Annotated in this window: 15 protein-coding genes; 10 read left to right on the forward strand and 5 right to left on the reverse strand. The window is 72.2% G+C overall.

Annotation, left to right across the window (positions count from 1 at the left end):
* Nucleotides 1–70 precede the first annotated feature (70 nt).
* The 4 genes from GA0070612_RS16355 to wrbA all read left to right on the forward strand — a co-directional run bounded on the left by GA0070612_RS16355 (nucleotide 71) and on the right by wrbA (nucleotide 2742).
* Nucleotides 71–661, forward strand: a complete 591-nt coding sequence (locus GA0070612_RS16355; RefSeq protein ID WP_088988678.1) for a TetR/AcrR family transcriptional regulator — start codon at nucleotides 71–73, stop codon at nucleotides 659–661.
* A 33-nt stretch (nucleotides 662–694) separates the two neighbouring features.
* On the forward strand, nucleotides 695–1456 hold the full coding sequence (locus GA0070612_RS16360) for a HipA family kinase (protein WP_088988679.1): 762 nt from the start codon (nucleotides 695–697) through the stop codon (nucleotides 1454–1456).
* On the forward strand, nucleotides 1453–1821 hold the full coding sequence (locus tag GA0070612_RS16365; protein WP_088988680.1) for a DUF3037 domain-containing protein: 369 nt from the start codon (nucleotides 1453–1455) through the stop codon (nucleotides 1819–1821). The genes GA0070612_RS16360 and GA0070612_RS16365 overlap by 4 nt, the downstream gene beginning before the upstream one ends.
* 303 nt (nucleotides 1822–2124) lie before the next feature.
* Nucleotides 2125–2742, forward strand: coding sequence for an NAD(P)H:quinone oxidoreductase (wrbA, locus tag GA0070612_RS16370; protein ID WP_088988681.1), 618 nt, complete (start codon nucleotides 2125–2127; stop codon nucleotides 2740–2742).
* 85 nt (nucleotides 2743–2827) lie between these two features.
* On the opposite strand, the gene GA0070612_RS16375 is transcribed toward wrbA, so the two are convergent.
* Nucleotides 2828–4750, reverse strand: a complete 1923-nt coding sequence (locus GA0070612_RS16375; protein WP_088988682.1) for an anthranilate synthase family protein — start codon at nucleotides 4748–4750, stop codon at nucleotides 2828–2830.
* A gap of 206 nt (nucleotides 4751–4956) precedes the next feature.
* On the opposite strand from GA0070612_RS16375, the gene GA0070612_RS16380 reads away from it, so the two are divergent.
* From GA0070612_RS16380 to GA0070612_RS16390, 3 genes are all read left to right on the forward strand, one after another.
* A complete protein-coding gene (locus GA0070612_RS16380; protein ID WP_088988683.1) occupies nucleotides 4957–6369 on the forward strand; it encodes an FGGY family carbohydrate kinase in 1413 nt (470 codons plus the stop codon).
* A 216-nt stretch (nucleotides 6370–6585) separates the two neighbouring features.
* Complete coding sequence (locus tag GA0070612_RS16385; protein ID WP_231924199.1) at nucleotides 6586–9012, forward strand: sensor histidine kinase; 2427 nt, start codon at nucleotides 6586–6588, stop codon at nucleotides 9010–9012.
* Nucleotides 9009–9431, forward strand: coding sequence for a roadblock/LC7 domain-containing protein (locus GA0070612_RS16390; RefSeq protein WP_088988684.1), 423 nt, complete (start codon nucleotides 9009–9011; stop codon nucleotides 9429–9431). Before GA0070612_RS16385 ends, GA0070612_RS16390 begins: the two co-directional genes overlap by 4 nt.
* A gap of 81 nt (nucleotides 9432–9512) precedes the next feature.
* On the opposite strand, the gene GA0070612_RS16395 is transcribed toward GA0070612_RS16390, so the two are convergent.
* Complete coding sequence (locus GA0070612_RS16395; RefSeq protein ID WP_088988685.1) at nucleotides 9513–10856, reverse strand: GH1 family beta-glucosidase; 1344 nt, start codon at nucleotides 10854–10856, stop codon at nucleotides 9513–9515.
* 832 nt (nucleotides 10857–11688) lie between these two features.
* On the opposite strand from GA0070612_RS16395, the gene GA0070612_RS16400 reads away from it, so the two are divergent.
* A complete protein-coding gene (locus GA0070612_RS16400) occupies nucleotides 11689–14595 on the forward strand; it encodes a glycoside hydrolase family 48 protein (protein ID WP_088988686.1) in 2907 nt (968 codons plus the stop codon).
* Nucleotides 14596–14918: 323 nt separating this feature from the next.
* Here GA0070612_RS16400 and GA0070612_RS16405 read toward each other — a convergent pair whose 3' ends face one another.
* The gene (locus GA0070612_RS16405; protein WP_088991549.1) at nucleotides 14919–15551 is read right to left on the reverse strand and encodes a DUF3159 domain-containing protein; all 633 of its coding nucleotides are present in this window, start codon (nucleotides 15549–15551) and stop codon (nucleotides 14919–14921) included.
* 206 nt (nucleotides 15552–15757) lie between these two features.
* Between GA0070612_RS16405 and GA0070612_RS16410 the strand changes: the two genes are divergently transcribed.
* Nucleotides 15758–16645, forward strand: a complete 888-nt coding sequence (locus GA0070612_RS16410) for a phosphatase PAP2 family protein (RefSeq protein ID WP_197699443.1) — start codon at nucleotides 15758–15760, stop codon at nucleotides 16643–16645.
* Between the two features lie 7 nt (nucleotides 16646–16652).
* Entirely contained in the window at nucleotides 16653–17321 is a 669-nt protein-coding gene (locus GA0070612_RS16415; protein WP_088988688.1) for a maleylpyruvate isomerase N-terminal domain-containing protein, read from the forward strand.
* A 10-nt stretch (nucleotides 17322–17331) separates the two neighbouring features.
* Here GA0070612_RS16415 and GA0070612_RS16420 read toward each other — a convergent pair whose 3' ends face one another.
* Together GA0070612_RS16420 and GA0070612_RS16425 are read right to left on the reverse strand one after the other, a co-directional pair.
* Nucleotides 17332–18195 (reverse strand): DUF1028 domain-containing protein, encoded by an 864-nt coding sequence (locus tag GA0070612_RS16420; protein WP_088988689.1) that lies wholly within the window; start codon nucleotides 18193–18195, stop codon nucleotides 17332–17334.
* Between the two features lie 52 nt (nucleotides 18196–18247).
* Nucleotides 18248–19468: a low temperature requirement protein A gene (locus GA0070612_RS16425; protein WP_088988690.1), complete on the reverse strand. Its 1221-nt coding sequence runs from the start codon at nucleotides 19466–19468 to the stop codon at nucleotides 18248–18250.
* Between the last annotated feature and the right edge of the window lie 8 nt (nucleotides 19469–19476).

Raw genomic sequence — 19476 nt, forward strand, 5'->3', positions numbered from 1 at the left:
AATCGGATCAGTGTTCCACTAATGTGTGGAACGTTGACCCGTTTCCAATCGCGTGGGTGAAGGAGAGCCGGTGTCGGCGACGAGTCAGTCCCCGGAGGTGCCGGCCCGTGGCAAACGGGCCGACGCGCTGCGCAACGAGCAGACGTTGCTCGCCGCCGCCGCCGCGGTGTTCGTCACCTCCGGTGTCGAAGCGCCGATCCGGGAGATCGCGGCCCGGGCCGGAGTCGGCATCGGGACGATCTACCGGCACTTCCCGACCCGGGCCGACCTCGTCGTCGCCGTCTACCGCCACCAGGTCGAGGCCTGCGCGGAGGCCGGCCCGGCCCTGCTGGCGAACGCCGCCTCACCCCTGGCCGCCCTCCGCCAGTGGGTCGACCTCTTCACCGACTTCCTGGTGACGAAGCACGGGCTGGCCAACGCGCTGCAATCGGACACCGGCGGCTTCGACGCGCTGCACACCTACTTCGTCGACCGGCTCGTGCCGGTCTGTGCGCAACTGCTCGACGCCTCCGTCGATTCGGGCGAGATCATCCCCGGCACGGGCCCCTACGAGCTGATGCGGGGCATCGGCAACCTCTGCATCGGCCGGAACAACGACCCGGCCTACGACCCCCGCCGGCTCGTCGACCTGCTCCTGCGCGGTCTGCAGCAACCACGCTGAGCCGACACCGACGCGCACAGTAAGGTTGATCACGTGCTCCGCCAGGTCACCGCGATCCGCTACGTCACCCCGCTCCGCGAGGGCGGCTCGCTGCCGGGCGTCGTGGAGGCCGACGACCTCGGCACGTACGTGGCGAAGTTCCGGGCCGCCGGGCAGGGGCCCAAGGCGCTCGTCGCCGAGGTGATCTGCGGTGAGCTGGCCCGCCGCCTGGAGCTGCGCGTACCGCCGCTGGTGGTGCTCGACATCGACCCGGTGATCGGGCGGGCCGAACCCGACCAGGAGGTGCAGGAACTGCTGCGCAACAGCGGCGGCCCCAACCTGGGGATGGACTTCCTGCCCGGGGCGCTGGGCTTCGACCCGGTGGCGCACCCCGTCGACCCGGGGCTCGCGTCGCGGGTGCTCTGGTTCGACGCGTACGTGGAGAACGTCGACCGGAGTTGGCGCAACCCCAACCTGCTGGTGTGGCATCGGGAGCTGTGGCTCATCGACCACGGCGCCTCGCTCTACTTCCACCACAACTGGCCGCGCGCCGACGCCGCCGTGCACCGTGCCTACCGCGGCGCCGAGGACCACGTGCTCGCCCCGTACGCCGACGGGCTCGCCGAGGCCGACGCCGACCTGGCCCCACGGATCACCCCGGACCTGCTCACCGAGGTGCTGGCCCTGGTGCCCGACGAGTGGCTGACGGCTGCCGACTTCGAGACGGCCGACGAGGCGCGGGCCGCCTACCGCGACCACCTGTCCGCCCGGGTCGCCCGCACGGCCGACTGGCTGCCGCAGGGAGGCGCGGCATGAGGCAACCCTTCGAGTACGCGCTGATCCGGCTGGTGCCCCGCATCGAGCGTGGTGAACAGATCAACGTCGGGGTGCTGCTCTACTGCCAGCAGCGTGACTTCCTGGGGGCGCGTACGCACCTGGACGCCGACCGGGTGCGCGCACTGGCCCCCGAGGTCGACCTGCCCGCGGTGGCCGCCGCGCTCGGCTCCTGGGACCGGACCTGCTCCGGTGACGGGCCGGCGACCCGAATGCGACTCGGCGAGCGGTTCCACTGGCTGGTGGCACCGCGCAGCACGATGATCCAGGCGGGGCCGGTGCACACCGGGCTGACCGCCGACCCGACGGCCGAGCTGGAGCGGCTGATGGCGACCCTGGTCCACTGACTGCCGATCGCCGCACCGCGCGCAACATCCGACGACCCCTGATCGCGCTGCGCCAGCGCCGTTGCCGGCGGAGCGCGATCCCCCGTTCAGGTGCGCGGTGCGGGGCGGCGGCTCGTTCCCGCCGGCACCGGTGACATCAGGATCGCTGCTCGCGCGCGGCACAGGGCCGTAACCACTGGGAAGTTGCGGAAAACTTGAGCCCGGCGGACCGATCGGTGAGAACCCTCGCGCGCTGTCGTTAGAGAGCACGCGGACCGGGTAGTCGCGGAAGCTGAACCCGAGACGAGTTAGGGGAAACATCTGATGGCTGCCCAGACGAAGGTAGCGGTGATCTACTACAGCGCGACCGGCATCACATACCAGATGGCGCAGGCCGTGTGCGAGGCCGCCGGGGACGCCGGGGCCGACGTGCGGCTTCGTAAGGTGCGCGAGCTGGCGCCGGACGAGGCGATCCGCTCCAACTCCGGCTGGCAGGCGCACCACCTGGAGACCCAGGACGTGCCCGAGGCGATGATCGACGATCTGGCCTGGGCCGACGTGGTGATCCTCGGCGCGCCGACCCGCTACGGCATGATCGCCGCCCAGCTGAAGCAGTTCATCGACACCACCGGCCCGCTCTGGGCCCAGGGCGCGCTGGCCAACAAGGTCTACTCCGCCTTCACCTCGACGGCGACCTCGCACGGTGGGCAGGAGACCACGTTGACCTCGCTGTTCAACGTCTTCTACCACTGGGGCGGTGTGGTGGTGACCCCCGGCTACACCGACAGCAGCCAGTTCATCGCCGGCAACCCCTACGGCCCCTCGCACACGAGCAACAACGGCGAGATCGCCCCGGACGCCGTGGCGCTGGGCGCCTGTGCGCTCACCGCCCGGCGGGCGGTGCAGCTCGGGGCCGCGTTGAAGGCGGGCCTGGGCAGCTGACGGCGGAAGCGACCGGTGGCGCGGGCGGGGGCTCTCGGCCCGTCCGCGCCACCGGTCGTTCCAGCCCTACCCCGAGGCGGAGCGACTATGCGCGTCCACCGGTAGCGGACAGCTCGTCCGGGCGCGGCGCCGGCAGCAGGTCACTCAACAGCTCGGTCAACACCGCGAGACCGTCCGGGCTGAGCACCGACTCGGGGTGGAACTGCACCCCGGCGAAGCCGTGCCCCCGCAGGGCGTGCACGGCACCGTCACCCGGGTCCCGGGCCAGCTCCACCGGCCCGTACGCGGTGTCCAGCCGGTCGGCCTCCGCACGTGCGGTGAACGTCGAGTAGAACCCGACCCGCCGGGTCCCGCCGAACAGCGGCACCTCCCGCTGCAAACCCTGGTAGGGCGCGTCCCTGCGGTGCAGCGGCAGCCCCAACAACCCGGACAGCACCTGGTGCCCGAGGCAGACCGCGAGGGTGGGACGACCGGTGGACAGCAACCCGCTCAGCAGTTCGCGTACCGCCACCATCTTCGGCTCGTCCGGGCTGCCCGGGTCACCCGGCCCGGGGCCCGCCACCACCAGGTCGAACCCGTCGACGGAGCCGCTGGCGTGCCACGGTCGCGTGGTCACCTCCAGACCCAACGCGCCGAGTTGGTGGGCCAGCATCCCGGTGAAGGTGTCCTCGGCGTCCACGATCAACGCGCGACGCCCCACCAGGCCGGGGAGCGTGGGTGCGTCCGGTGACCGCTGGTCCAGCCAGAACCGTGCCAGCGGCGTGTTGCGCCCGGCCAGCGCGTCGCGTACCTCCGGGTCGTCGGCCAGCCGCGCGACCGGCCCGCGCCCGCGGTCGGGCGCCGCCGGCCCCAGGCCGAGGGCGGCCAGCACACCGGCGGCCTTGGCGTGCGTCTCGGCCACCTCACCGGCCGCCGTCGAATGCCGCACCAGCGTGGCGCCCACCGGCACCCGCAGCCGACCGGCGGGGGAGATCTCGGCGGTACGGATCAGGATCGGGGCGTCGAGTGTCTGCCGGCCGGCCTCGTCGTGGCCGACCAGGGCGAGCACGCCCGAGTAGTAGCCCCGGCCCCGGCGTTCGTGTCGGGCGATCACCCGGCAGGCGTTCTCCATCGGGCTGCCCGTGACGGTCGGCGCGAACATCGTCTCGCGCAGCACCTCCCGCACGTCCCGGGTGCTCTGCCCGGCGAGCAGGTACTCGGTGTGCGCCAGGTGCGACATCTCCTTCAGGTACGGGCCGATCACCTGGCCGCCGTGTTCGGCGACGGTGGCCATCATCTTCAGCTCCTCGTCGAGGACCATGTACAGCTCCTCGACCTCCTTCGGGTCGGCGAGGAACCGCAGCAGCGCCTCCCGGTCCGGGGTGTCGCCGGCCCGCCGGAAGGTGCCGCTGATCGGGTTCATCATCACCAGCCCGTCGTCGACACTGACGTGCCGCTCCGGGCTCGCGCCGACCAGTGTCCGGGTGCCGGTGTGCACCACGAACGTCCAGTACGCGCCGCGTTCGGCGACCAGCAGCCGGCGCAGCGCCGCCAGCGCCGCCACCAGCGGCGGGCCCTGCACGGTGGCGTGCATGGTGCGGTGGATGACGAAGTTCGCGCCCTCACCCCGGCCGATCTCGTCGGCGAGCACCCGGTGCACGGTCCGCGAGTAGTCCTCGTCGGTGATGTCGAACGCGGCGTCGGCGGTGCGGACCTGCTCGTCGGGCAGCGCGGCCAGGGCGTCGGCCAGGGTGATCCGGCCGTGGTCGCGGATCTGGAGGCACTCCAGTGGGGCACCGTCGTCGACGCAGGCGAAGCCGCGCTCGGAGATCTGCCGGTACGGCACCAGGGCCAGCGTCTGCGGCCCCGACGTGCCGGGCGTCAGCGGGATGTCGGCGAGCCGATCGACAGTGTCGACAGTGCCGGTGAACAGCTCCAGCTCGTCCGCGCCCTCACGGCGTAGCAGGGCGAAAGGGCCGGGGTCGTCACCACGGGCGATGGCGGTGAGCAGGTCGGTCAGGTGGGTCATCGGGAGTCTCCGTCGGGCTCGGTGCCGCCGTTGTGGCGGTCATCCGGCCGGGAGATCCGGCAGCCGCCTGGAGGGCGGCCGCGTGGTTGGAGCTACGCGCGGGAGGTGGCCGCCGGGTCGGCGGGCCACCAACTGGTCGGATGCGCGAGCATGTGATCCACCTTACGCGCCCGTCGCCCGGTTCGCACCGGGTAACTTGACCGGCGATGAACATTCTCGCGCTCGATCTGGGCACCTCCTCGGTCCGAGGGCTGGTGCTGGACGGGGACACCCGACCGCTGCCCGGTGCCCTGGCCCGGCGCACTGTCGAACTCGCCATCGGCGACGACGGGACCGGCACGCTCTCCGCTCCCGACTACCTCGCCTCGCTGGTCGAGTGCCTGGACGAGTTGACCGAAGCGGGGCACCTGCGCGACGTCGACCTGGTGGCGATCTCCGCGCAGTGGCACTCGGTGCTCCCGCTGGCCCGCGACGGCGCGCCGCTGGGTCCGGTGATCACGTGGCTGGACACCCGGCCCGCGCCGGTGGGCGGTACGGCGGGCCCGGCCGACCCGGACGGCTTCCACCAGCGCACCGGCTGCTGGTGGCACCGCTCCTACTGGTCGATGCGGCTGCCCTGGTTGCGCGAGCAGTCCGGCACCTCGATCTCCCGGTTCGTCGGTCTGCCCGAGTACCTGCTGGGCGAGCTGCTCGAGTCCGCGCCCATGTCGGTCTCCCAGGCCTCCGGGACCGGTCTGCTGGACCTGCGGACGCTGCGGTGGGACGAGGAGGCAGTCACGCTGGCCGGGGCGCGTCCACAGGACCTGCCGTCCCTCGGCGCGCTGGACTGGCACGGCCGTCTCCGGGCCGACCTGGCCGGGCGCTGGCCGCAGCTGGCCCAGGCCCGCTGGTCACCACCGGTCGGCGACGGCGGTGCGTCGAACGTCGGGTCGGGCTGCGTCGACCCGAGCCGGGCCGCCGTCACCGTGGGCACCTCCGCGGCCGTACGGCTGATGCAGCGGATCCCGGCCGGTGAGCCGATGCCCCGGCTCCCGGAGCGGCTCTGGCGTTACCGGGTCGACCATGACCACGTGGTGACGGGGGCGGCGTACGCCTGTGGTGGCAACCTGTTCGCCTGGGCGGACCGGGAGCTGCGGTTGCCCCGGGGTGCGGACCTGGATGCGGCGCTGGCGCTGGTGCCGACCGGCGGTGGTCGACCGGCCGACCCTCGGTTGGGCGGTGACCGGGCACCCGGCCTGGCGCCGGCGGGCACCGGTGAGCTGCGCGGCCTGAGCTTCAGCACCACATCGGTGGACATCCTGGCCGGGCTGATGCAAGGGGTGTGTGAGCTGGTCGCCGAGGATCTCGCGGTGCTGGAGTCCACCGTCGACAAACCGGTGGGCGTGGTGCTCGGTGGGGGTGCGGTGGCGGCGTCGGTGTGGTGGCGGCAGGCTTTCGCCGCCGCGCTCGCACCGCGACCGGTGTCGCACCAACGTAATCCGGAGATCGGCGCCACCGGCGCGGCGCTGGTGGCGCTCGGCCGGTTCGGTGACGCGATCGACCTCGCCGGCATCGGCCGGACGGACGAGCTGGTACTACCGACCACGGCAGGACGTTCCCACCTGCAGTATCCTTCCTGAACCACCGCTCAGCCCAAACCGTTGACAGTCCAACCAAGCCTGGTTGGATGGACTGCGCTCCCCGGACCGCGGCGGACGCGGTAGCACGGAGGAGGCAGGGTGGCGGCAGGTCCCGAGCCGGCGAACGGCGCGGTGTCGAACCATCGCCGGCGCCGCTTCGATGTCCGGGTGGTACCGCATCGGCGTCGGTCTCCGTTCCGGCTGCGCGACTGGCGGATGAGCACGAAGCTCGCCACCGTGCTGGTGGTTCCGTCGATGGCGTTCCTGGTGCTCGCCGGCGTGCAGACCAGCGCCCTGGTGGGGCGCACCACAGCCCTCAACGACTTCTCCCGTCAGGTCGGCATCGGCCGACAGATCACCGCGGCGGTGCACCAGCTCCAGGAGGAGCGTGACCGTTCGGCGGGCGAGTTGGGTGAGCTGCGCAGGGGCGGCGACCGGGCGGCCGCGGCAGCCAACCTGAAGCCGTTGCAGACGGCCACCGACCGGGCCATCGTGGACCTGAGCCGGGCGGCCGAGCCGCTGGCCGACGCCGACGCGTCCTGGCGGGTCGCGTTCTCCGAGGCGCTCGAGGCGTACGACCAGGTGATCGACATCCGGCCGGCGATCCCGCCGGCGGTGCTCAGCAACGAGACCATCCTGAGCAACTACCACCGGGCGGTCGGCGCGTTGCTCGACCTGCTCGCCGAGCCGACCCCTGGTCAGGGCCAGTCGGCGTTGAACGACGCGGTGCTGCGCTACGTCCAACTGGCCCGGGTCAAGGAGCTGTCGTCCCGGGTGCGGGCCCAGCTCTACGCCGCCGGTCGCGCCGGCACGTACGGCACGGAGGACCGGGTGATCCTCAGTGATCTGCGCGGCCAGCAGCTGACCGCGCTCAGCGCGTTCCGGGTGGCTGCCACGTCCGACCAGATCCGCCGGTACGACGAAACCTCCGTCACCCCGATGTTCCTGGTCGCCACGCAGTTGGAGGAGCGCAGCCTGCCCGGCGGCACCGCGTCGCCGGAGGTGCTGCCCTCGGAGCAGTGGTGGTCGGCCAGCGAGCAGCGTCAGGAGCTGCTGCGCCAGCTTGAGGCGGGTGTGCTGGACGACGCCGTGCGACAGGCCGACGACGCCAGCAGCGAGCAGTTACGGGCCACCCTGTTGGTGGTCGGCGGTGTCGTCGCCGTCCTGCTGGTCGCCCTGCTGATCTCCCTGCTCGTGGGTCGGTCGGTCGCCCGGTCGATGCGGATGCTGCGCAGCCAGGCGCTCCGGATCGCGCAGGTGGAGCTTCCGGACGCCCTGGACCGCCTGAAGACCGTCACCGGCGGTGTGCCGCGCATCGAGGTCGCGCCGGCGGTGGTTCGCTCGCTCGACGAGATCGGTGAGTTGGCGGAGGCGTTCGTCGCGGTGCACCGCAGCGCCGTCACCGTCGCCGTCGAGCAGGCACTGATGCGGCGCAACGTCAACGCCATGTTCGTCAACCTGGCCCGCCGCAGCCAGGTGCTGGTGGAGCGGCAGCTGGAGCTGTTGGACGATCTGGAGCGTGAGGAGAGCGACCCGGACCAGCTGGAGAACCTGTTCAAGCTCGACCACCTGGCCGCCCGGATGCGCCGTAACGACGAGAGCCTGCTGGTGCTCGCCGGCACGGACTCGACCCGTCGGTGGAACCGGCCCGTCGGCCTCGGCGCGGTGCTGCTGGCCGCCGCCGCGGAGATCGAGCAGTACCAGCGGGTCCGGATCGACGCGGTGGCCGACGTGTACGTGGTCGGGCACGCCGTCGGCGAGTTGGTGCACATGCTGGCGGAGTTGCTGGAGAACGCCACCGCCTTCTCGCGTCCGGACACGACGGTGGTGGTGACGGCGCGGGTCGACGCCGCGACCGCTCTGGTCGAGATCACCGACCGTGGCCTGGGCATGAGCCCGACCGCGCTGACCGAGGCGAACGCGGTGCTGGCCAGCCCTCCGGCCGCGGACGTCGCGACGGTGGAGCGGATGGGCCACTTCGTGGTCAGTCACCTGGCCGCACGGTTGGGCGTGCGGGTCAGGTTGGACGACCACCAGGGCGGTCTGGTCGCCCGGCTCGCGTTGCCCGCGGCGATGCTCGCCCCGGCGGGCGCGGTGCAGGCGGATCTGCCCGCGCCGGCCCGCATGCTGGGGACGGGTGCCGCGCGGGGCGTGGTCCGGCAGCCCGGGGCCGCCGCGGAGGCCCACGCCTCCGGGGTGGGCGTGGCGGCGCGGGACCTGCCGGTTGCCGGTCGGCCACCGGCCGCCGCCGTGCCGCGTCAGGCCCGGCCGGTGCCGGTGCGCGCCGAGGACGTGTTGGCCCCGGCCGGCGGCCGGGACGCCGGCGGAGGCTGGTGGTCGCGGCAGGGGCCCGGCCCGTCCGCGCCGATCGTCCCCGCGTCGGGGATGCCACCGGCCGTGCCGGTCACGGCCGGTACGAACGAGCGGGGGCTGCCGGTGCGGGTGCCGATGGCACAGTTGAGCGCCGTCACCCGCTCGGCGCAACCGACTGCGGCACCGATCCGCACCGACCCGGACCCGGAGGCGGTCGGCGGCATGCTCTCCCGGCTCTACAGCGGAGTGCGGCGCGCCGAGGCCGAGGACACCACCGAGATACCCGTGCCACCGTCCGGGGGGCACGACGAAGGGGGACGACGACAGTGACGACGTTGAGCCAGGAGGCGCGCGACCTGAGCTGGCTGGTGAGCGCGTTCGCGGAGCGGGTGCCGGGTGTGGCGCACGCCGTGGTGGTCTCGTCCGACGGGTTGTTGGTGGCGATCTCCGACCATCTGCCGCGTGACAACGCGGACAAGCTCGCCGCGGTGACCTCCGGGCTGATGAGCATCACCGCGGGCGCGGCGTCGATGTTCGACGGGGATGTCGTCAAGCAGACGGTGGTCGAGATGGGCCGCGGCTACTTCCTAGTGATGCAGATCCGCGACGGTTCGATCCTGGCGACGTTGGCCGCCGGTGACGCGGACATCGGCGTGGTGGGCTACGAGATGGCCCGGCTGGCCAAGCAGGCGGGGGAGATGCTCACCCCGGCGCTGCGGGCGGAGTTGCAGCAGGCGTTGCCGCGCTGAGTGCGGTGGCCGAGGCCCGGACGGTCACCGGCTCGTTCCGAGTCGAGCCGTCCGGGCCCGGTCGTCCGGGTGCCGGCGTGTTCAGAATCCGCCGTCGGCGATGACGGAGCGGTACCAGGTGGCGCTGCTCTTGAGCACCCGCCGCTGGGTCGCGTAGTCCACGTAGACCAGACCCCAGCGTTGGTCGTATCCCGCGTCCCACTCGAAGTTGTCCAGCAGCGACCAGACGTGGAAGCTCTCCAGCGGCACGCCGTCGGCGATGGCCCGGTGTGCGGCGGCGAGGTGGTCGCGCAGGAAGCTGATCCGGCCCGTGTCCTGGACGGTGTCGTCGGCGGCCAGCGTGTCCGGCGTGGGGAGCCCGTTCTCGGTGATGGTGAGCGGGATCGGGCCGTACTCGCGGGTGACCCGGGTCAGCAGGTCGTACAGCCCCTCGGGGTAGATCTGCTGCCACGCGGCCTCCGAGGTCGCCCAGCGGTGTTCGGTGCCGCCGTCGGCGGTGACGTAGATCGGCGTGTAGTACTGCACGGCCAGCAGGTCGACGGGTGCGGAGATGATCGCCAGGTCGCCGTCGCGGATGCCCTGGACCATCCGGCTCTGCGGGCCCAGGTCGGCCAGCACGTCCTCCGGGTAGCTGCCCTTGAGCAGGGAGTCGAGGTACAGCCGGTTCTCGTAGCCGTCGTACAGGTGGGCGGCCGCGGCAGCCTGCGGGGAGTCGTCGGCGGGATAGCAGGGGTGCAGGTTGAACGCGGGGCCGATCCGGCTGTCGCTGCCGCTGGCCCGTAGCGCGGCGACGGCGAGCCCGTGCGCGAGCTGGAGGTGGTGGGCGACCAGGTAGGCGGCGTCCGGGTCCTGCCGTCCGGGGGCGTGGTGGCCGGTGAGGTAGCCGTTCTGCACCACGGTCTTGGGCTCGTTGATGGTGAGCCAAACGGGCACCCGGTCACCGAGGGCGTGGAAGAGCAGGTCCGCGTAGTCGGCGAACCGCTGGGAGGTGTCGCGGGACTCCCAACCGCCGGCGTCCTGGAGGGCCTGGGGGAGGTCCCAGTGGAACAGGGTGGCCATCGGGGTGATGCCGCGTTCGTGGAGGCCGTCGAGCAGGCGTCGGTAGAAGTCGAGGCCGCGTTTGTTGGGCGTCCCGGTGCCGTCGGGCTGGATCCGGGGCCAGGAGATGGAGAAGCGGTAGCTGCGCAGCCCGAGGTCGCGCATGAGGTCGAGGTCCTCGGCGTACCGGTGGTAGTGGTCGATGGCCACGTCGCCGGTGTCGCCGTTGCGGGTGCGCCCCGGGACGCGGCTGAAGGTGTCCCAGACCGATTCGCCGCGCCCGTCTTCCTTGGCGGCGCCTTCGATCTGGTACGCGGAGGTGGCCGCGCCCCAGCCGAAGTCGTCCGGGAAGCGCAGCGGGCCGGCGGGCCCATTAGGTATCGACATGGATTCTCCTCATGGATACGGGGCCACCGCCGAAGATTCGGGAGCGCTCCCATGATAGGGCAGACGCGGCCTGCCGGTCATCCGCCCGTCGTGACGGGCAGGGCTGGCGGGGTGGCGGCGGGTATGGCCCCGAGCAGCGAACGAGGCCGTCCGGGCGGCGCACCGCGCCTGTCCCGTCGGCCTCTTTTCCTATCGTCTACGGGGGTTTAGTGTGGGGACGGGGGAGGGCAACCCCCGTCCCCACCGTAACTGCACACACGCAAGCGGAATTTGGGTCCTGCCATGCGTGTCGCGCGGGAGCCGGGCCACGCGAGTGGCTCTGGTTCCACCTCCCTCCGTGTGGCGGGACGATGGCTGACGACGGCGTCCGGGCTGGCCCGTCGTCGGCCATCGGTCGGGTTCCCCGGCCCCGCCTGGAGGCGACGCCGGTGATCTTCTAGTTGGAACCTTGTCGATGGAAGCGCTCCCATCGACCGATGTTGCGACTGTAACGCCCGTCACGCCTTTGTGAAAGACCCAAAACAAGATCGAAACAAGGAGCCAATCCGGCTTGTTGTGGGAGCGCTTCCATGGCACACTGTCGATTCAACGCGGCAGGAGCCACATCGCGTGAGTGCGGGTCCACCGAGGGCAGCCGGCAGCACCACGTCCGGTCACGGTCACCCCACCGCGGCCAGCGGGACCCCCTCCCGTGCCGGCCGCACCGACCCACCCCGGCCGGGCCCGGGGAGACCCCCTTCCCGGCGCCTTTCAACCCCCGCGGACCACCACCCTCGCGGGCCGGCGCCTCCGCCGGGACCATCCCGGCCTCGCCCGAGGAGACACCGCGCACATGAGACAACTGGCAATACGCCGCCGCGTGGCGATCGCCGCCGCAGCGTTGCTCGCCGTCGGCGGGGTGACCCTGCCCGCCGGTGCCGCACAGGCCGCCCCGGCCTGCGACGTGGTCTATGCGACCAACGACTGGAACACCGGCTTCACCGCCAACATCACCATCAAGAACCTGGGCGATCCGATCAGCAACTGGACGCTCAAGTGGACCTTCCCGACCAGCGGCCAGCGGGTCACCCAGGGCTGGTCGGCGAGGTACAGCCAATCCGGCAGTGAGGTCACCGCGACCAACGAGTCGTACAACGGCAACCTCGGCACCGGGGCTTCCACCACCATCGGGTTCAACGGCGCGCACTCGGGGACCAACCCGAAGCCCACGTCGTTCACCCTGAACGGCACCCCCTGCAACGGCACCCCGGCCAACCAGCCGCCGACGGTCTCGCTCGGCGTGCCGGCCGGCCCGTTCACCGCGCCGGCCGACGTGCCGTTGACCGCCACCGCCAGCGACCCGGACGGGACGATCAGCAAGGTCGAGTTCTACCGCAACGGCCTGCTGATCAACACGGACACCTCCGCGCCGTACGCCTACACCCAGGAGGACCTGCCGGCCGGCAGCTACACCGTCCAGGCCAAGGCGTACGACAACGCCAACGGCATCGGGGTCGACGAGAAGGCCTTCACCGTCGGCGCCGCCACCGGCCCGACGCTCGTCGCCACCCCGTCCGCGGTGAGCGTCGCCGAGGGTGGCACCGCCACCTTCAACCTGAAGCTCAGTGCCGCGCCGACGGCCAGCGTGCCGGTCACCCTCACCCGCACCGGCGACTCCGACATCACGGTCTCGCCGACCACCGCCACGCTGACCTCGAGCAACTGGAACACCGGGGTCACCGTCACGGTCGCCGCGGCGGAGGACGCCGACACCGCCGGTGGCGCCGCCACCATCACCGCCTCCGCCACGGGTCTCGCGTCGCTGGCGGTCGCCGCCACCGAGATCGACAACGACACCCCGGGTGGCGACAACGCCTACATCGCGAAGTTCCTCGAGCAGTACGGCAAGATCAAGAACTCGGGCTACTTCAGCCCCGAGGGCGTGCCGTACCACTCGGTGGAGACGCTGATCGTCGAGGCACCCGACCACGGCCACGAGACCACGTCCGAGGCGTTCAGCTTCTGGCTCTGGCTGGAGGCCTACTACGGCAAGGTCACCGAGAACTGGGCCCCGTTCAACAACGCCTGGACGGTGATGGAAAAATATATTATTCCGAATCATTCAGACCAGCCGACTTCGGGCTCGGCAGGCACCCCGCAGTACGCCGCGGAGTACAACCTGCCCAGCCAGTACCCCTCGGCGCTGAACCCGAACGTCTCCGTCGGCCAGGACCCGCTCCGCTCGGAGCTGCAGTCCTCCTACGGCACCGGCGACATCTACGGCATGCACTGGCTGATGGACGTCGACAACACCTACGGCTTCGGCCGCTGCGGTGACGGCACCACCAAGCCCGCCTACATCAACACCTTCCAGCGGGGCACCCAGGAGTCGGTGTGGGAAACCATCCCGCAGCCCTCCTGCGACACCTTCAAGCACGGCGGCCAGTACGGCTACCTCGACCTGTTCGTCAAGGACACCGGCGCCCCCGCCAAGCAGTGGAAGTACACCAACGCCCCGGACGCCGACGCCCGCGCCGTGCAGGCCGCGTACTGGGCGCTGACCTGGTCCAAGGCCCAGAACAAGCAGGCCGACGTCGCGGCGACCATCACCAAGGCCGCCAAGATGGGCGACTACCTGCGGTACGCGATGTTCGACAAGTACTTCAAGAAGATCGGCAACTGCGTCGGGGCGAGCGCCTGCCCCGCGGGCAGCGGCCGGGACTCGGCGCACTACCTGCTGTCCTGGTACTACGCCTGGGGCGGCGCGTACGACACCAGCCAGAACTGGTCCTGGCGGATCGGCTCCAGCCACAGCCACTTCGGTTACCAGAACCCGTTCGCGGCCTGGGCGCTGACCAACACCCCGGAGCTGGCGCCGAAGTCCCCGACCGCCGCCAGCGACTGGACCAAGAGCTTCGAGCGGCAGCTGGAGTTCTACACCTGGTTGCAGTCCGCCGAGGGTGGCATCGCCGGCGGTGCCACCAACAGCTGGGACGGCAACTACGGCCAACCACCGGCGGGCACCAGCACCTTCTACGGCATGTTCTACGACGTCGACCCGGTCTACAATGACCCGCCGTCGAACCAGTGGTTCGGCATGCAGGCCTGGTCGATGCAGCGCATCGCCGAGCTGTACCTGCAGACCGGCAACGCGAAGGCCAAGGCGTTGCTGGACAAGTGGGTGCCGTGGGCGATCGCCAACACCACGCTCGGCACCAACTGGTCGATCCCGTCGGACATGGCGTGGACCGGTCAGCCGACCACCTGGAACCCGACGAACCCGCAGCCCAACACCAACCTGCACGTCGAGGTGATCACCAAGGGCCAGGACGTCGGTGTCACCGCCGCCTACGCCCGGATCCTGATCGCGTACGCGGCCAAGTCGGGCAACGTGGCGGCGAAGGACACCGCCAAGGGGCTGCTCGACGCGCTGTCGTCGGCCAGCGACGCCAAGGGTGTCTCCACCACCGAGAAGCGTGGCGACTACCGGCGCTTCGACGACGTCTACAACGCGTCCACCGGGCAGGGCCTCTACGTCCCGCCGGGGTGGACCGGGAAGATGCCGAACGGTGACGCCATCGCCGCCGGCAAGAGCTTCCTCGACATCCGGTCCTTCTACAAGAACGACCCGGACTGGCCCAAGGTGCAGGCGTACCTGGACGGTGGTCCGGAGCCCGAGTTCAACTACCACCGGTTCTGGGCACAGGCTGACGTCGCCATGGCGTACGCCGACTACGGCAGCCTGTTCCCGAACGGCTGAGCGACCCGGGGTGGGCGGTGAGGACCCGCCCACCCCGGGATTCGGTCGGGGTCCGGGGAACGACGGACCCCGACCGGGGGACGGCCTGACACCCACGGTCAGGCCGGGGTGGGCCGGCCATCTGGCCGACGCAGCGGATCGGCTGGCCCACCCCACCGCCCGGACTGGAGCCAGGTGCGAAAAAGCCCAGAAATTCGGACCCTCACGGGATCACACCGAAGTCCACGACGGAGTAACGTACGTCACCGGAGAGGCCGCTCCCCCCGTGGCGGCCTCTCCACTTTCTTTCCCGGCACCGTTCGTCCGCGTGAGCCCTGTTCGGGTCAGCGAGGCGGCCCGACCGGGGCCGACGTCACCGGATGACGCAGACCCGGGTGCCCGGTCGGCAGCGAGCGCCGCAGCACCACCCAACTGAGCGCCAGTGCCGCCGCGACCAGCGGCCAGGTCAACGCCACCCGGGCCACCACCAGCGCGAGCACCTGCCCACCCAGGTAGAGCGGCACGAACACGGCCACCCGCAGCAGGTAGGTCGCCGTCCACACCCAACTGGCCCGGCCGTACCCCCGCAGCAACGCCGGGTCGCGTCGCCACCGGGCGCGCTGGCCCAGCACCGCGCCGACCAGCACGCCGAGCAGCGGCCAGCGCACCACGATGCTGACCGCCCACGCCAGAGCGCTCGCGGCGTTGGACAGCACCTGGATCAGGAAGAAGTTCTCGGCCCGGCCCGTGCGCACGGCGATCAACGCCGCGACGCAGACCGCCAGCAGCCCGATCAGCACCGACCGCGGTCGGTCACCCCGACGCAGCCGTACGCCGGCCACCACCGCGCCCACGGCCAGCGCCGCGCCGACCCCGCCCCAGAGCGACTCGCCGCCCAGCAACCAGCCCGCGGCGAACGCCACCGGCGGCAGGGTGGCGTCGATGGCGCCGCGTCGCCCGCCCAGCAGATCCGTCAGCGACTCGGCCCGCGCCGACCCGGCCGGGTCGGCGCCGGCCCCGGCCGGCCCCGCACCGGCGCTTCGGCGCTGCTCCGGATCGGGCTCTGCCTGGCCGCCGTCGCGTTCCGGTGTTCCGCCCACCACCGCCTCCTCGCCTCCGGCCCAACCTAACCGTCGACGGGCGGCGGGCCACCGATCGGCGGGCCGACGCCGGCCGCTACGGTGTGCGGATGCGCGCGACGGCACGGGGTTGGACCGCGGTCTGGTTGGTCGTACTGGCCCTTGTCCAGGCGGCCGCCTTCCTCGCCGTGTGGCAGGTGGCCGTACACACCGAGGTCGGTCAGTGGGTGGACACTGTCGCGCTGACCGGCAACCGGATCGGCCAGGACACCATCGACGGTCCGGTCGACCGGATCCTCAACGCGATGTCGGTGGTCTCCCTGCTGGCGGCCACCGCGATGATCGGGTTCATCGCGTTGATCCGGGGCCGGATCGCCCTGGCCGTCACCGCGACCCTGCTGATCGCCGGAGCCAACGTCACGACGCAGTTGCTGAAGTACGGGCTGAACCGCCCCGACTTCGGTGTCGACCCGGAGCGTGCCGGGGTGGGCAACAGCCTGCCCAGCGGGCACACCACAGTGGCCGCGTCGGTGGCGATCGCGTTGATGCTCGTCCTGCCGCGCAAGGTGCGCGCGGCGGGCGCCTTCATCGGTGCCGGCTACGCCGCCGCCGCCGGGGTCGCCACCCTCTCCGCCGGCTGGCACCGGCCCAGCGACGCGGTCGCCGCGTACCTGGTGGTGGGTGTCTGGGCGGCGCTGGCCGGGCTGCTCCTGCTGATCACCCAACGCGAGCAGGCCGAGGTCGCCCCCGGTGACGCGCACCGGATCGCCGCGCTGGTGCTCGGCGTGGGCGGTGTGCTCGCCCTGGTCGCCTGTGGGCTGGCCCTGGCCTGGCTGATCGACCTGCGCGGCACCGGGCCGCAGGAGTTGAGCCGCCGGCCGCTGTTCATCGGGTACGCCGGCAGTGCCGCCGGGATCGCCGGAGCGATGGCGGTGGTGATGGCGCTGGCGCTCACCGTCGTGCACCGGCTCGTGCCCCGCGTCAAGGGCTGAGCCGGGCGTGGATCCCGTCCGCGCGGCGTTCGCCGCCGAGTGCGCGCGGCTCACCGAGGTCGTGACCGACCTGACCGACGCCGACCTCGACCGACCCACCGACTGCCCGCCGTGGACCGTCCAGGAGTTGATCGCGCACGTCCGCACCGGTGTCGGCCGGCTGACCGACATGCTCGCCGCGCCGGCCCCGCCCCGCGCCGAGGTGGACGCCGCCGGTTACTTCGGTCGGGCGAAGTTCACCGCGCAGGTGGACGCCGACCGGATCGCCGGCGGGCGGCGTGCCGCGCTGCAGGTGCACCGGGCGGCGTTGGCGGCCGAGCTGGACCGGGCGTGGCGGGCCACCGACGCGGCGGTGGCCGCCGCTGCGCCCGATCGGGTGGTGCGGACCCGACACGGCGACGCGATGCGTCTCACCGAGTTCCTGCGGACCCGGGTCGTCGAGGTGGGCGTACACGGTCTGGACCTGGCCGCCGCGCTGGACCGGCCACCGTGGCTCACCACCGGGGCGGCCGAGGTGATCGTCGACCTGCTCACCGGCGGGCATCCGACCCCGGCCGCTCTGGGCTGGGACCGGATCACAGTGATCCGCAAGACCACCGGCCGGGCGGCGCTGACCGCCCCGGAACGGGCCGCGATCGACGCGGCGGGCTTCCGCTGGCTCGCCTTCGGGCGCTGAGCCGAACGGGTCAGCTCCCCGACCGGGGCGCGGGGACGTGCGGGGCGACGCCGCGCAGGTGCGTCAACACGACCGGATCGATGCGGCCCGGCACCAACCGCTCCTCCAGGTTCTCCAGCCCCGCCCAGGAGGTCAACGCCGCCTCGGGCCCGTCGTCGCTCACCGGATGGCCCAGCGCCCTGAGCAACGCCGCCACCTCCTCGGCGACCGCGCCGGTCAGGTCCAGCAGGGTGGCCGGATCCGGCCGACCGAACAGCATGGTGTGCACGGCGAGCAGCCGGCTCAGCTCGGCGATCGGCTCCGGGTGGTCGTCCACGCGAAGGTCGACCAGCACGTCGCTGGTGCCGCCGTACCCGCCGCCCCGCTCGACCACCAGCAACCCGGCGCTCTGCCGACCCCGCCGGTCACCGCCGGCCTCGTCGCCGGCCCGCAGCGCGGCGACCAGACGCTCGGCGAACGGCAACGCCGCCCCCGAAAGCCACGCGTCACCGAGGGCGTCGACGACCTCCGGGCCGGTGAGCACGTTGCCCTGTGCGGCCCAACCGTCGCCCGTCCGTCCACCGGCCCACGGCAGGCACTCCGGACCCGTCCAGCTGGCACCCGGGCCGCCGGCCCCGACGACGCCGACCTGGCGGTGCTCCCGCTCGGGGTCGGCGGCGACCAGCCCGGCCACGACGTCGGCGGCGGCCACACCGGTGCGCAGCAGGGTGAGGCCCTGCGGCCGGTAGGCGAGGTTGGCGTGCGCCTGGGTGGCCAGCGCGCCCACCTCGGCGGCGGCGGCCGGCACCACCGCCCCGGCGGCGAGGAACTTGCTGGCGACGGCCACGCCGTGCAGGCGGCCGTCGGCGGAGCGGGCGACGAGCGAGAAGGTCACCGGCCGAGATTAGCCGGTCGCGCCGGCAGGGCAGCGGTCGTACGTCGTCGTGTCAGAACGGCGGCGAGGCCGGCTCCGGTGGCGCTCCGTGGGCCCGGCGGGCGTCGGCGACCACGACCGCGGCCAGCACCACCGCCCCGAGGGCGGTCGCGACCACCCCCGGTAGGAACAGCAACGGCACCGCCGACGCCACCAACACCAGCAGGGCGATCCAGCGCGACGGTGAGACGCGCGAGAACACCTCGTACTCCAGGCGGGAGCGACCGGCCAGGAACAGCGCCGGGCCGCCGAGCACCAGGGCCAACCACGCGCCCGGGATCCGTTCCAGCGGATGCTCGATGATCAGTTCGTAGCCGATCGCGGTGGCGGCGAGACCGACCACCATCACCAGGTGGGTGTCGGACGCCGACCGCCCGACGGTGGCGGGGTGCCGAGCCTTCGTCACCGCCTCGCCCAGGATCCGCCCGGCCCGCTGCACGTAGATCCGCCACAGCATGATCGACGTGGCCAGCGCGAGCGCGAACGCCCAGGCGTGCCCCGTCTCGTACGGTCCCCTGCTGTACGAGAAACCGGCCACCAGGATCGTCTCGCCCAGGGCGACGAGGAAGAACTGCTGGTACCGCTCGGCCAGGTGCTCGCCGGCGATCTCCCACCTGGAGATCCTCGACCGGCCCAGGCCGGGCACCGGCCAGCCGCAGCGGGCCGCCAGGTATTCGAACGCGAGCGCCGTCGACCATAGCGCCACCTGCGCGTCGGTGCTCAGCATCGCGCCGCTGATCCAGAGCACCCCGCTCACCGCGTAGATCACCGCCATGCGCACCTTCAACCGGCGGTACGGGTGCGCGCCCAGCGCGACCGACAGGATCACCGGTCGGGTCACCTGCGCGACCACGTACGCCACCGCGAACATCAGCGCGGTGTCGGTGAACGCCCGGGGGATCGCCACCCCCATCACCATGCTGCACACCAACGCGGTGATGACCACGGTCTGCAACGGCACCTTGTACGGGTCGTACCGGCTGGTCGTCCACGCGGTGCCCTGCCAGACCGCCCAGAGCGCGAGCAGCAACAGCAGGGTCTTGCCGCTGCCGGTGACAGTGCCCCAGGCGTGCTGCGAACCGGGGTCCTGGGTCAGGTCCTCGAACGCGCGGGCCGAGATCCGGGTGAGCGCGAAGACGTACACCAGGTCGAAGAAGAGTTCGAGGAAGGTGGCCCGGCCGGGAGTGGCCGCCGCAGGGACCGGCTCCAGGCGTCCCGCTGCCCTGGAACCCATGGTCAGCG

The sequence above is a fragment of the Micromonospora chokoriensis genome, assembly GCF_900091505.1.
GTDB lineage: Bacteria > Actinomycetota > Actinomycetes > Mycobacteriales > Micromonosporaceae > Micromonospora > Micromonospora chokoriensis.

Coding starts and splice junctions, on each gene's coding strand:
- GA0070612_RS16365 (WP_088988680.1), top strand. CDS start 1,453: ATGAGGCAACCCTTCGAGTACGCGCTGATCCGGCTGGTGCCCCGCATC.
- wrbA (WP_088988681.1), top strand. CDS start 2,125: ATGGCTGCCCAGACGAAGGTAGCGGTGATCTACTACAGCGCGACCGGC.
- GA0070612_RS16375 (WP_088988682.1), bottom strand. CDS start 4,750: ATGACCCACCTGACCGACCTGCTCACCGCCATCGCCCGTGGTGACGAC.
- GA0070612_RS16380 (WP_088988683.1), top strand. CDS start 4,957: ATGAACATTCTCGCGCTCGATCTGGGCACCTCCTCGGTCCGAGGGCTG.
- GA0070612_RS16385 (WP_231924199.1), top strand. CDS start 6,586: ATGAGCACGAAGCTCGCCACCGTGCTGGTGGTTCCGTCGATGGCGTTC.
- GA0070612_RS16395 (WP_088988685.1), bottom strand. CDS start 10,856: ATGTCGATACCTAATGGGCCCGCCGGCCCGCTGCGCTTCCCGGACGAC.
- GA0070612_RS16400 (WP_088988686.1), top strand. CDS start 11,689: ATGAGACAACTGGCAATACGCCGCCGCGTGGCGATCGCCGCCGCAGCG.
- GA0070612_RS16425 (WP_088988690.1), bottom strand. CDS start 19,468: ATGGGTTCCAGGGCAGCGGGACGCCTGGAGCCGGTCCCTGCGGCGGCC.